The organism is Cerasibacillus terrae, assembly GCF_008039555.1.
GTDB lineage: Bacteria > Bacillota > Bacilli > Bacillales > Amphibacillaceae > Cerasibacillus > Cerasibacillus terrae.
Window position 1 is genome coordinate 84,243 of sequence record NZ_VDUW01000003.1, and the last position, 13,688, is coordinate 97,930.

Genomic DNA, 13,688 nt, shown 5'->3' on the forward strand with positions numbered 1-13,688 from the left:
GGAGGGACAACATTTATGTCATTAATGAATCACAGTATAAAAGAACTCGAAGAAATGCTACATAATAAGGAAATTACAGCGAAAGACCTTGTTGATGCATCGATTGATCGAATTAAAGAAGTCGATGACAAGGTGAAAGCATTTATTACTGTAGATGAAGAAAATGCTCAGAAACAAGCAGAAAATCTAGATAAAGAAACGGAAACAGATTATAAATTATTTGGTATTCCTGGTGCGGTGAAAGACAATATCGTAACAAAAGGAATGCTTACTTCTTGTGCAAGCCAATTTATGAAAAATTTCATAGACCCATTATATGATGCAACAGTAGTTAAAAAGTTGAAAGATGAAAAATCAATCAACATGGGAAAATTAAACATGGACGAGTTTGCAATGGGTTCTACAACAGAACACTCAAGTTTCCATACAACACATAACCCATGGAATACAGGGTATGTACCAGGTGGTTCTAGTGGTGGATCAGCTGCAGCAGTAGCAGCCGGCGAAGTGTTGTATGCACTTGGAACAGATACAGGTGGATCCATTCGTCAACCAGCCTCATTTTGTGGAGTAGTTGGGATGAAACCGACATATGGCCGTGTATCCCGTTTTGGTGCAGTTGGATTCGGTTCTTCTTTAGACCAAGTTGGACCAATTACAAGAACAGTCGAAGATAATGCTCGTGTATTAGAGGTTATCGCTGGTCAAGATAAAATGGATATGACTTCTGCACCGTTAGAAGTTCCATCTTTCACAGAAGGATTAACAGGTGATGTAAAAGATTTAAAAATCGCTGTACCAAAAGAATATTTAAGTGAAGCAGTGGATCCAGAAGTAAAAGAAGCTGTTATGAATGCTCTAAAAGTATATGAATCCCTAGGTGCAACATGGGAAGAAGTATCTTTACCACATTCTAAATATGCTGCAGCAGCATACTATGTTATTTCATCTGGTGAAGCATCTGCAAACCTCGCCCGCTTTGACGGTGTACGTTATGGTGTTCGTTCAGAAAAAGCAAAAGATATGATTGATATGTTTAAACTTTCCCGTGGTGAAGGATTCGGTGATGAAGTGAAAAAACGGATGTTTCTTGGAGCTTTTGTATTAAGTGCGGGAAACTATGAAGTATATTACAAAAAAGCACAACAAATTCGTGCACTTGTCAAACAAGATTTTGATAATGTATTGGAAAAATACGATGTGATCATGGGACCAACAACTCCGACACCAGCCTTTCAACTGGGAGAAAAAGACTTTGATCCAATGGTTGTTTATGCACGTGATTTAACGACAGTACCGATTAACTTAGCAGGAGTACCAGCTATTTCTGTTCCGTGTGGTTTTTCTAAAAAAGAGGGTTTACCATTTGGTCTACAGATTATCGGGAAACACTTTGATGAACAAACAATTTATCGTGTTGCACATGCATTTGAACAAGCAACAGATTTTCATAAAAAACAACCTCAACTTGGAGGTGCAGAGTAATGAATTTTGAAACGATTATCGGAATTGAAGTACATGTCGAATTAAAAACAAACTCAAAGATTTTCAGCCCAAGCCCGAATGAATTTGGTGCAGAACCAAACGCAAATGTAAACCCAATCGACTTAGGCTATCCTGGTACATTACCAGTTCTAAACGAAGAAGCAGTGAACTACGGAATGAAAGCTGCTATGGCATTAAACTGTGACATTGCAACACATACGAAATTTGACCGTAAAAACTACTTCTATCCAGACAACCCAAAAGCATATCAAATATCTCAATTTGATCAACCAATTGGAGAAAATGGCTGGATTGAAGTTGAGGTTGGCGGAAAGAAAAAGAAAATTAGAATCAATCGTGTTCACTTAGAAGAAGATGCGGGAAAACTAACCCACGGTGAAGACGGATACTCACTTGTTGACTTTAACCGTCAAGGGGCACCATTGATTGAAATTGTATCTGAAGCAGATATACGTTCACCTGAAGAGGCATATGCTTATTTAGAAAAACTAAAAAATATTATCCAATTTACTGGTGTATCTGATGTAAAAATGCAAGAAGGGTCACTTCGTTGTGATGCGAATATCTCTCTACGTCCAAGAGGCCAAGAGAAATTCGGTACAAAAGCAGAATTGAAAAACTTAAACTCTTTCGCCCACGTGCAAAAAGGGTTAGAGTTTGAAGAAAAACGCCAAGAAAAAATTCTATTAGCTGGTGAAGAAGTACAACATGAAACACGCCGTTTTGATGAAAAAACTGGGGAAACCCTTTTAATGCGTGTAAAAGAAGATGCGGAAGATTATCGATACTTCCCTGAACCAGACCTTCCACCGTTATACATTAGTGATGAATGGAAAGAACGCGTTCGTAATTCCATTCCAGAATTACCTGATGAGCGAAGAAAACGTTATGTGGAAGAACTTGGTTTACCAGAATACGATGCTGGCGTATTAACAGGTACAAAGGAAATGTCTGATTTCTTTGAAGCAACGATTCAACAAGATGTAGATGTAAAACAAGCATCGAACTGGTTAATGGGAGAAATCTCTGGTTATATGAATAAGCATCAGAAGGAATTACCAGAACTTGCAATTACACCAGAAGCACTTGGGAAAATGATCAAGTTAATTGCAGATGGCACTATTTCTTCTAAAATTGCGAAAAAAGTCTTCGCTGAATTAGTTGAAAAAGGTGGAGACCCAGAGAAAATCGTTAAAGATAAAGGCTTAGCACAAATCTCAGATGAAGGTCAATTAACAGAGATTATTACGAAAGTATTGGATGAGAATGAACAATCCATCATTGACTTTAAAGATGGTAAGAAACGTGCACTCGGTTTCTTAGTTGGACAAGTTATGAAAGCAACAAAAGGGCAAGCAAACCCACCAATGGTAAATAAAATTTTAGTACAAGAAATCAACAAACGCTAAAATTTATCCATATGAAAAAAAGGTTACTACAAATTTGTGGTAGCCTTTTTAATTTTTGTAAATCAAAAAGGGAGGTTTTGATTCAATCATAAAGGATATTTGTAAACATTGTTTTGAAATAAAAGGGACATAAATTTCTTTTCATTTGAAGAAATTAAGTATATCATGGAAGTTAGAGTAGAAGCAGATAATGAAAAAATATATATGTAGTGAGGGAGGGGTCGATGTGAAAAAGGCACGTATCATATACAATCCAACAGCGGGTCGCGAACTGGTGAAACGAAAACTACCAGATATTTTGGAACGACTTGAACGGGCTGGATACGAAACATCGGCACATGCAACAACAGGTGAAGGGGACGCTACAAAAGCGGCAAAACATGCAGTTGAAGAAAAGTTTGATTTAGTTGTGGCAGCAGGTGGAGACGGAACTATTAATGAGGTCATTAAAGGAATAGCAGAACAACCGAATCGACCGAAATTAGGCATTCTACCAGCAGGAACGACAAACGATTTTGCAAGAGCATTACATATACCGAAAGATCTTTTACAAGCTGCAGATGTGATAGCTGAAGGGGACAGCATGCATTTAGATGTAGGAAAAGTAAATGAGCAGTATTTCATCAATATCGCTGGTGGTGGAAAATTAACAGAGCTTACTTATGACGTTCCAATCAAACTAAAAACGATGCTCGGCCAGCTAGCCTATTATTTAAAAGGAATTGAAATGTTGCCTTCCTTAAAACCAATCCGAGCAAAAATTGAATACGATGGAAATATGATTGATGAAGATATTATGCTGTTTTTAATATCCAATACGAATTCTGTTGGTGGCTTTGAAAAACTTGCACCCGACGCCAAATTAAATGATGGATACTTCGATGTCATCATCTTAAAGAAAACAAACTTAGCAGAATTCATTCGCTTAGCAACACTTGCCATTCGTGGAAACCACTTAGAAGATGATCATATCGTCTATGTTCAGGCAAAAAATATCAAAATAACACCAGCCGATGAAATGCAATTAAATATTGATGGTGAATATGGCGGTCTCCTGCCAGGCGAATTCACCAATCTACAACAACATATCGAATTCATCGTACCGGAATCATTTATTAAACAACAGGAAGATTACTGATAAAGTAGTCTTCTTTTTTAATCTTAAGGTGTAGATGTTATATTGTACCAGGCAACAATAAATGATCTGACTATGACTAACTCAAGACTGAAAGAACATAATAAACGTGTAATCGTGCCCTAGATAGGAGAAAAAATAGAAGTAGGGCATGATAAACGGCTAATCGTGCCCTAGATAGGAGAAAAAATAGAAGTAGGGCATGAAAAACGATTAATCGTGCCTTCGAATGAAGTTTTAAGGGAAAAGAGTAACAATAAATAAATTGATATGAAGAAATAACATAGAAATTCCTAAAAACGTACAACAGTATCTTATTACTAATATAAACATTCTCTTTCTTTAAAAAGATATGTTAAGATTATAGTCATGAAAACGAACGAAAAGGAAGATTAATAAATGGCTAAACGAAAAGCACCAGTTAAAAAAAATGAAGAAATCACTCTAACATTTGAGGATTTGACACATGAAGGAAATGGTGTCGGTAAAATAGATGGCTACCCACTATTTGTTCCATATGCATTACCAGGGGAAAAAGCCGTTGTAAAAGTGGTGAAGGTAAATAAAAACTATGGCTTTGGCAAATTAATCGAAGTGAAAGAACCAAGCTCAAATCGCGTCGAACCTCCTTGTGATGTATTCTATAAATGTGGCGGATGCCAAATTCAACATATGAGTTATGAAATGCAATTGAAAATGAAACAAAAACAAGTGAAAAATGTGATGCATAAAATAGCCCACTTAAGCGATGTCCCTGTTCATCCAACCATTGGCATGGAGGATCCGTGGCGCTATCGGAATAAAGGAGCACTCCCTGTTGGAGAAAAAGATGGTGAATTGATTACAGGATTTTATCGCATGCGAAGTCATGATATCATTAGTGATATGGAAACTTGTGTTGTTCAAGATGAAGTGAATGACCGAATGGTAGAAGCAGTACGTCGAATTGCTAATCGTTTTGGAATCACTTCCTATGATGAAAAGAAGGATAAAGGAACTTTACGCCATATCATGGTTCGAACCGGAAGAAAGACAAGTGAAGTCATGATTATTCTCGTTACACGGACGGAAAAATTACCACATCAAAAGGAAATCGTTAAAGAATTAACAGAAACATATCCAAACATTAAATCAATTATCCATAATATTAACAATCGCCGGACGAATGTCATTATGGGAAATAAGACAAAAGTCATTTGGGGCGAACCGTATATTTACGACACAATCGGTGATATTCGGTTTGCTATTTCAGCAAAATCTTTTTATCAAATCAATCCATATCAGACCGAAAAATTATATGAAAAAGCATTGGAATACGCGGAGATAACGAAAGATGATATTGTTATTGATGCTTATTGTGGTATTGGAACGATTTCCCTTTTTATGGCCCAACAAGCGAAGAAAGTGTACGGTGTGGAAGTTGTGCCAGAAGCAGTAGAAGATGGAAAAAAGAATGCCACATTAAATAATATGACGAACGCAGAATTTTTCGTTGGTGAGGCAGAAAAAATAATGCCTTGGTGGAAAAAACAAGGATTACAGCCAGATGTCATTGTCGTCGACCCTCCACGAAAAGGTTGTGATGAAAAACTTCTGCAAGCAATGATTGATATGGAACCAAAGCGAATTGTTTATGTTTCTTGTAACCCATCCACCTTAGCACGGGATTTGCGCATCTTAGAAGATGGCGGCTTTCAAACGAAGGAAATCCAGCCGGTTGATATGTTTCCACAGACGATGCACATAGAATGTGTATCGCAGTTAGTTAAAAAAATGTAGATCAAAAATAAACAATTTCTTGTCATAATAAACTCTTGCTAATCCCACCACTAATTCTGTCATAATAAACATTTGTTTTTTCAATAAGAAATCCAATATTCTCTCGGGTTTTCCTCATTAGGAGCCCGGGTTTTTTCATGTCTTTTCCAATATCTTTTCAATCCAGTTATGTTCCTAACCCATTGATATTACAGGGATTGTCCAGTATCCTACACAATATAATTCCAATAATAATTCAATACTCATTCACTATTTTTATCTTTCCTCTCGATCTCTTTTCTCCATTATTTTCTTCCCTCTGATCTAGCAAAACTTTATTCCAACTCCGAAAAAAAGGTGAAAAAGCAGCCGAAAATAGCCCGGAAAACGGCCATTTTTGAACCAAAAAAGTGTGAAAATGGGGGTCCGGAGCAAAACTTTATTTTAACTGAAACGGTGGAATGCGGGTTGGAGGGGTGGAGGAAATCAAGTGTTTAATATTTTTGTAGAGGAATAAACGTTGATATAACAGCCTTTTAAGAAAAAACATCTATTTTGCCAACTCGACGGAATGGATTTTTTTACGTTTGTGGGAACAAATTGTCACATTGAAAAATATGACAATGTTTAGTAGACAGAAGCAATGTCTATTTAGGGAGTAGATAGAATGCATATTGTCCTCAATTTTAATGGTCACCCGTTTGAATATATACACAAATTATACATAATTATGATATAATGATGACATAATTATGTTTTATACTGGAGGGGTTATTATGCCAGAAATAAGACCAATTAAAGACTTAAGAAATACAAATGAAATTTCTGAATTTTGTCATGAACGTAATGAACCCATATATATTACGAAAAATGGTTATGGTCATTTAGTTGTCATGAGTATGGAAACGTATAAAAAAAAGTTGGCAAAAGCAGAGCTATATGAAAAGTTAGCAGAAGCAGAAAGGGATCTTAATAAAGAAGATGAACTTTTGGATGCTGAAGTAGTGTTTGAAAGGATCAAAAAAAAGTATGGAAGAGAATAATTATTCTGTTTATTTTACAAAGGTTGCGGCGAATGACTTAGATAACATATACCGTTATATTTCTGAAGAACAGAAGAAAAAAGTGTTTATTATGCGGATTTTATATGGAAAACGAAAATATGAAGATTTGCTTTGAAGAATAGAATGAAATTTTTTCGATGCTATCTGATTTCTATTCGTTTGATAATTTATATTTCCATTTAATGAATAAATAAACTTATAACAATCATCTGAACGCCATTTGCTTTCTTGACTGAAATCTTTTTTTAATAAAAAAACGCCGTTATCACTCTCAAGTAATAATTTTGATTGAGTCACATAATCACCTGCTTAGTATATATATAAATTGTATCATAATGAGGGGGAAATAAATGAAGCACGCATTAATTGTTGGTGGAGCTGGAATGTTATCCAATGTGTCTCTCTGGATTTTAGATAAAGGATACCATGTGTCAATCATTGCAAGGAATCCTAGGCGAATAAAGAATCTGATAGAAAGGACAGATTAAAAAAGTCAATGGGATTTTTTCATGTTGTAGGTAGCAGTTCTGATGGTAATGAAAGGTGGAAATGATTAACAAATGTATCAATAATCTCTGTACTATCAAGTATTATAGACTAACTTCTGTATTTTTTACTTCCCTTGATAATATCCGTTACTGCTTTTAGAAATAAAACAGTAGCGAAAAGCGTTGTAACCATGTTAAACCATGGGAAACTGAAAGGAGCAATCCATTCTGTAAAGAGTTTTGATTCTACAAGCCACTTTGCCCACACCGTATTATTTAGGTTCGGTTCTAGATTTGTTCCATCGATGGCGAAGAAAATAAATTGCGCAATGAAAAATATGCTAAGGCTAGTAATCCACCACCATCTTTTTCGGTTAGCTCGTTCTTTTACTTGTTTATCTGTCATTTAACATATCCTCCTTTTTGTATCTCGTTTTGAAACCATTGGTAAAAAGCTATCTAAAGGTTATGAAAGCGTGATTTTATTGTTTGTATTGTTGCCCTACTGCTGATTTATTGAGAGACTTCATAATTTTTATCGTGTCTCTCATAACAAAGCGGTTGTTGTCTTCTCATTCTTTTTTTATCTGTCTATCTTATGGGGAACATATCATTGATAATCGCCTTATTTAATTATTGAATGTTTGTTGAAAAAATAATTCTTCAATAAGTAATAGTCTCTTAAGTTAGAGGTGATTAATTATTTAAGAATTTATCTGTTTAATCCATAAGTATCTATTCCTTCTAAAAGTTATATACCATATTATAGTGAGGAATTTAAAATTACTTAATCCACCACACTTAAATTTTAGAATTTCGTTATTTTGGCTTTCAAACTCTAATTTTTCACTTCTACACCAATCAATTTGTAGGTACAGTGTATGTAAGCCTGGATTTATTGGATACTCAAAAGTTCCTCTCGGTCCAATAGAACCAACTTCCTCCTCATCCAATATCACTTTATATTTTCTGAGTCTATCAGCCCAACCTGCTTCTCGTTTAATTTCAATCATTCCATTCCTCCTTTATTATGACGTTTTGTAATTCGTTGTCTTTATCTTATTAAATAGTTAATGAAAAAAGCAAGGAACAAGGGGAGGCTAAATGTTCTTTCACTAATCTAATAGTTTTCCTCACTGTATAAAATGATAGCATTACAGTGGAATGATGTATTCTAGAAAACACCTTAAGTATGGTTCTAGAACTTTTTAAATATCTCTCATGTTGACTTGCTAGGATTACAAATGTAGTATTTTATTACAGTTGTAATCCATGGAGTTGAAAGGGGGATAAATGATCACAAATAACAATTGATAAACGGGGAAAAACAGGTATAACTAAGTCGACTTTAATAGAAAGAAAGTATCAATGTGAGAAAAACAAATCCATACAAGTCTGACATGTATGATCCTTCTACATAATGGCTTTTTTTCAAAATAATTTTATGTTCGTGAGGCCTTTAGGTGGGTAAGTTACGCCAAGCTTCGAATTCAGTGCGACTAAGGTCCGGGTGGAATGAAAATTCCATTTGAAACAAGTCTTCTTTATAAAGGATGATAACATGGACATTAGAAGGAATAAAAAAACAGAAATAAATAAATTAATAAAAATATGGTATGAAGGTTCTTTAAAAGCACATGACTTTATTGATAAGGACTATTGGAAATCACATCGAATGCAGATGAAAGAAAAATATCTTCCATTGTCTGAAACCTATGTTATGAGCAATGAAAAAGAAGTTGTCGGTTTCATTTCAATGGTAGATAATTATTTGGCTGCCTTGTTCATTGATGTTAAGCACCAAGGTGAAGGATACGGAAAGAAATTGTTAAACTTTATAAAAGGGCAAAGGGACAATATACAATTAAAAGTGTACACGAAAAATAATAAAGCAATTCATTTTTATTTGAGAAATGGTTTTGTAATAAAAGAAGAATTATTAGATGAACAGACTGCCGAGGGAGAGTTTTTAATGGAATGGGAAAAGGGTTAAATTCTTCAAATGAATGATAAATTTCCGTAATACATTTCTTATTTTATTATGAAATCGCTACGAATTATATCGAACGAAACATAGTGCATGGTGATTCCATTGTTGTTTGCTAAAGAAACTAACTTTAATGATCTAATCCAAAAAGGCACTCCAAATTTCAGAGTGTGTAAATTTGGAGTGCAGTTCTATCTATAGAATTCTAATATTTATTTTTAAACCGGACGAACGGTTATTTCGTTCACATTCACATAATCCGGCTGTGTTATGGCATATACCACTGCTTTTGCTATATCTTTTGTTTCTAGTTTTTTTCGTTCGTTATTCCATGAACTTTCGTTGGTTAGAGTCGTATTTACCATACCTGGAGAAATATTGGTTACACGGACACCGGTTTTAGCTAGTTCTTTTTCGAGTCCAGTGGAAATTGCACGGACCGCAAATTTCGTTGCGCTATAAACAGTACTTACCTTTGTTACTTCAAAGCCTGAAACAGACGCTATATTAATAATATGGCCACTTGAACGCTCCAACATAGAAGGTAATACGCTGTGAATGCTGTAGAGTACTCCTTTAATATTGACGTCAATCATTTTCTCCCATTCTTCTACTTTTCCTGAACGGATTGGGGATGAAAGCATTTGACCTGCATTATTCACTAAAATATCAATATGATGGAATGCTTCTTCAGCTTTTTTCACTAGGTTCTCAACATTTTGCTTATTTGTTACATCTGTCTGTATTGTTAACACTTCTCCGTTTTTTTGTTCTTTAATTTCCTTTTCTACTTGTGCCAGTTTCTCAGTATTGCGAGCAGCCAACACAACATTGGCGCCTTCTTTAGCCAGTTCCTTTGCGATACCAGCACCGATTCCACTACTTGCACCTGTAATAATTGCTGTTTTTCCTTGTAATTTATTCATCCTTATAACCCCCTATGTAAATAAGAAATAACGTTCATTACTATCTCAATTAAATTTAGTGATAATAAACGATTGAATTATAACAATAAATATATCATCTTATGAGTATCGTAACATAAATTCTCACATGAACCATTGAAGTAGATAAAAAATTCAAGGCTTTTTCCTCACAATTCTCAACTACTTATAGGATTAAAAAAATAATTCCTTTTCTAATTAATTATATAATTTCTCGCTGGTTTCATGTTACAATATCGATATCTAAGCTAACTAACTAGCAGGTTACTTGAAAGGACATTCATTTCCTTTTTTGTGGATATATATTTTTTTACATAAACTATATAGAACGGGGTTTATTATTTATGAACTGGGTTAGATTTTTTATATATCAATTCATCTTATTTATCGCACTTCTTCTACTGAATGTTTATTCTGATTCATACATCAGTAAACCGTTTACTCGTGTTGATTTAATAGCGATATGCATTAGTACTCCTATCTTTGTGCTAATTGTCGTTCTAATTGGTAAGTTATATATGCGTTTCAAAACCAAGTTACGAAACAAGATTTTACTTTCAATAACAGCTTTTGTTTTAGCGATTATATGTATAGCAATAATAGAGAATATTTGGTTTGAATTAAAAGGTGAGATGTTATTTAACTAACGATTGTAGGAAAAAAGGAATAATCTACCTTATAAAGAGCGATTACTTTATTTAAGTTTTTTACATTTATCAATTGATGATATTTATTTCGCTGTTGATATAAATGATTATGGGTGGAGAATTTGCCTATAAAAGGATGCATGGGGATTGTTGAGGGGCGAATTCTTTATCTATAATTACCATGCACTCATCCATTCACCTAAGTTTTTGCAGTATTCCTCATTTGATTTATAATAAATATATTGAAAAATAACCATACATTATTAACAAGAATTAAAAGCATAATATGAACAAAGTGATTTAACTGGTGCAATATTATTTGAAACTAATTGATTCAAATATTGGAAAGAGGAAATCAAATGAGTAAAAAAGCGAATCAAAAAATGGCAATCATACTAAAAAAAGTAGGACGAGCATTATTAATAATTATTGGTGGATTCATCACTGCATACGGACTTGAGTCGATATTGATTCCGAACAATGTATCAGATGGTGGTGTGACAGGTTTAAGTATTGTTGGGTCACAACTAACGGGACTACCTTTAGGAATTCTCATTGTGATACTAAATATTCCATTCATCTTTTTAGGTTATAAACAAATTGGGAAAAGTTTTGCTGTTTATTCCATTATTGGTATTGCTTCACTAGCATTTGGAACTAGCATAATGCACCATATACCTACTATTATTCGCGAAGATACGTTATTAGTTACTGTAATTGGTGGTATTGTTATTGGTTTTGGGATGGGCTTAGCATTACGTAATGGTGGTGCATTAGATGGAATTGATATGCTAGCTGTACTACTGTCTCGAAAATTCCCTTTTGGAACAAGTGATCTTATTTTATTCCTGAACTTGTTTGTGTTTATTATTGTTTCAACTGTATTTGGTCTCCGGGGGGCTTTCTTATCAGGAATTGCTTATTTTATTGCTTCTAAGGTGATTCAAACCGTTGAAGAAGGTTTAAGTGGTTCCAAAACATTTAAAATTATTACAAATAAACCCGAATTAATGGTAGAGACCATACGTGATCGTTTAGGGCGTAGTGCAACATATAACCAAGTGGAAGGTGGTTATTCAAACGAACAGTTCAAAGAAATTACTTGTGTCATTAACCGTTTAGAGGATAGTAAAATGAAAGAAATTATTTATGAAATTGATAAGCAAGCCTTTGTGACTGTATATGATGTGGCAGAGGTAAAGGGTGGTAATTTTAAAAAGCGTGATATTCATTAGTTTTATATAATGGATTTAAAGTTGTAATAAGGCAAGTTAAATTAACCTTAATCTGGCACGTTAATCATGGAGAGAACAATTAAGGTTGAATCAGTGAATAAGGACGTAACTCGAAATGTTTCGTGAAAGGTTATAGTATTAAATGTTTATGTTTTCTAAGTTTGCCATTCTAATATTATTTTTTATCGTTATCCACGGACGATTTTCTTCCCAACGAATTTTTACCGGCATTTTGTATGTTTCGGATAACAATTCATCTGTTAAAACCTCTTGTTTTGGTCCTGAAGCAACTATTTTTCCGTCACGAATTAACAATACGTGCGAAATTATATCGGTAATTTCTTCGATATGGTGTGTCACGTAGAGCAAATGGCAATTATATTTGGCTATTTCATTCATGACATGTAACACTTCTTCACGTGAAAGTAAATCTAAACCTGTACAAGGTTCGTCTAGTATGAGTATGCTAGGGTTACTCATTAATGCTCGAGCGATAAGTATTCTTTTTCTTTCCCCTTGAGACAATAATATATATTTTTTTCCGCGTAAGTAATCTAAACGCAGTGATGACAATAGATTATCGGCTTTACTCCAGTCTTTTTCGTAAACTTTATCATATAACCCAAAGGAAGCAAATTTTCCACTCACAACGATTTCCTCTACTGTTTGATTTTCTAAAATGTGTGTAAATCTCTCTAATGAGCTACTCACAAACCCAATGTCTTTTCTTAGTTCTGGTAAGTTTGCCTTTCCGAATTCATTCCCAAGAACAGTAACTTTTCCTGTACTTGGAAAATGATAGCCTGCAACGATATTTAATAGAGATGTTTTTCCAGATCCATTCAAACCGAGAATGGCCCAATGTTCATCTTTCTTAAGCTCCCAGTCAATATGACTTAAAATGTCCTGGCCACTTCTTTTCCATGATACGTCTTTAAAAGTAACAATATTATTCATGGCTTTTCACCCCGATATTTAATATGAATAACTTAATCAAGTATTTTATATGAAAGGAAATAGTATGTTATGAAAAGGCACTATGAAGTATCTGAATATTCATTATACATATATTATACACATTTTACAAAGGGTTAATGCTATGTAAAAAGAGTACTAAAGGGATTGGGGGTTATTATGGCCACTTAAATAAGATTCTGGAAAAGGAGAACACTGGATATTGATCATCAAATATGTTAAAAAAGAAAAACTTTTATGTTAGAGAAAAACAATTTTATTATAAAATTCGACAATTTTCATACAATGAATTTCGACAGTAAAAGGTTATAATCTATGAACATTTTTAATTTGAAAAATGATTCATTTATAATATTTATGATCATGATATGGAAAGAGGTCCTATACATATCTTGAAATGATTGTATGCGTTAGAAATGAGGAAGATGGTTGAAAGATCCTTCATTTTCGCACTTATTTATTCAAGACGATTTACAACAAATTCCGTCATATAATACATGGATATTTCTCATCAATTATACATATTTAGGGGTTGACTTT

At 34.0% G+C, this 13,688-nt stretch carries 13 protein-coding genes; 9 read left to right on the plus strand and 4 right to left on the minus strand.

From position 1 onward, the window contains the following. Positions 1-15: 15 nt before the first annotated feature. The 7 genes from gatA to FHP05_RS15295 all read left to right on the plus strand — a co-directional run bounded on the left by gatA (position 16) and on the right by FHP05_RS15295 (position 7,360). Positions 16-1,485: an Asp-tRNA(Asn)/Glu-tRNA(Gln) amidotransferase subunit GatA gene (gatA, locus tag FHP05_RS06020; RefSeq protein WP_147666347.1), complete on the plus strand. Its 1,470-nt coding sequence runs from the start codon at positions 16-18 to the stop codon at positions 1,483-1,485. Further along, positions 1,485-2,915, plus strand: coding sequence for an Asp-tRNA(Asn)/Glu-tRNA(Gln) amidotransferase subunit GatB (gatB, locus tag FHP05_RS06025; protein ID WP_147666348.1), 1,431 nt, complete (start codon positions 1,485-1,487; stop codon positions 2,913-2,915). The genes gatA and gatB overlap by 1 nt, the downstream gene beginning before the upstream one ends. A 226-nt stretch (positions 2,916-3,141) precedes the next feature. Further along, complete coding sequence (locus FHP05_RS06030) at positions 3,142-4,053, plus strand: diacylglycerol kinase (protein WP_147666349.1); 912 nt, start codon at positions 3,142-3,144, stop codon at positions 4,051-4,053. Between the two features lie 396 nt (positions 4,054-4,449). Then, positions 4,450-5,829, plus strand: a complete 1,380-nt coding sequence (gene rlmD / locus FHP05_RS06035; RefSeq protein WP_147666350.1) for a 23S rRNA (uracil(1939)-C(5))-methyltransferase RlmD — start codon at positions 4,450-4,452, stop codon at positions 5,827-5,829. Positions 5,830-6,584: 755 nt separating this feature from the next. Beyond that, positions 6,585-6,851, plus strand: a complete 267-nt coding sequence (locus FHP05_RS06040; RefSeq protein WP_147666351.1) for a type II toxin-antitoxin system Phd/YefM family antitoxin — start codon at positions 6,585-6,587, stop codon at positions 6,849-6,851. Then, the gene (locus FHP05_RS15290; protein ID WP_191126265.1) at positions 6,838-6,987 is read left to right on the plus strand and encodes a hypothetical protein; all 150 of its coding nucleotides are present in this window, start codon (positions 6,838-6,840) and stop codon (positions 6,985-6,987) included. Before FHP05_RS06040 ends, FHP05_RS15290 begins: the two co-directional genes overlap by 14 nt. A gap of 235 nt (positions 6,988-7,222) precedes the next feature. Further along, a complete protein-coding gene (locus tag FHP05_RS15295; protein WP_191126266.1) occupies positions 7,223-7,360 on the plus strand; it encodes a Rossmann-fold NAD(P)-binding domain-containing protein in 138 nt (45 codons plus the stop codon). Positions 7,361-7,469: 109 nt separating this feature from the next. Here FHP05_RS15295 and FHP05_RS06045 read toward each other — a convergent pair whose 3' ends face one another. Continuing rightward, complete coding sequence (locus tag FHP05_RS06045; protein WP_147666352.1) at positions 7,470-7,766, minus strand: YfzA family protein; 297 nt, start codon at positions 7,764-7,766, stop codon at positions 7,470-7,472. Positions 7,767-8,064: 298 nt separating this feature from the next. Then, positions 8,065-8,373 (minus strand): hypothetical protein, encoded by a 309-nt coding sequence (locus tag FHP05_RS06050; RefSeq protein WP_147666353.1) that lies wholly within the window; start codon positions 8,371-8,373, stop codon positions 8,065-8,067. Positions 8,374-8,921: 548 nt separating this feature from the next. On the opposite strand from FHP05_RS06050, the gene FHP05_RS06055 reads away from it, so the two are divergent. Beyond that, positions 8,922-9,353 carry a GNAT family N-acetyltransferase gene (locus tag FHP05_RS06055; protein ID WP_147666354.1) on the plus strand — a complete coding sequence of 144 codons (432 nt, stop codon included), beginning with the start codon at positions 8,922-8,924 and terminating at the stop codon, positions 9,351-9,353. 212 nt (positions 9,354-9,565) lie between these two features. On the opposite strand, the gene FHP05_RS06060 is transcribed toward FHP05_RS06055, so the two are convergent. After that, positions 9,566-10,273 carry an SDR family oxidoreductase gene (locus tag FHP05_RS06060; protein ID WP_147666355.1) on the minus strand — a complete coding sequence of 236 codons (708 nt, stop codon included), beginning with the start codon at positions 10,271-10,273 and terminating at the stop codon, positions 9,566-9,568. Positions 10,274-11,297: 1,024 nt separating this feature from the next. On the opposite strand from FHP05_RS06060, the gene FHP05_RS06070 reads away from it, so the two are divergent. Further along, entirely contained in the window at positions 11,298-12,173 is an 876-nt protein-coding gene (locus FHP05_RS06070; RefSeq protein WP_147666357.1) for a YitT family protein, read from the plus strand. Positions 12,174-12,311: 138 nt separating this feature from the next. Here the strand turns inward: FHP05_RS06070 and FHP05_RS06075 are convergent, their stop codons facing one another. Next, positions 12,312-13,130: an ABC transporter ATP-binding protein gene (locus tag FHP05_RS06075; protein ID WP_147666358.1), complete on the minus strand. Its 819-nt coding sequence runs from the start codon at positions 13,128-13,130 to the stop codon at positions 12,312-12,314. Positions 13,131-13,688: the final 558 nt, after the last annotated feature.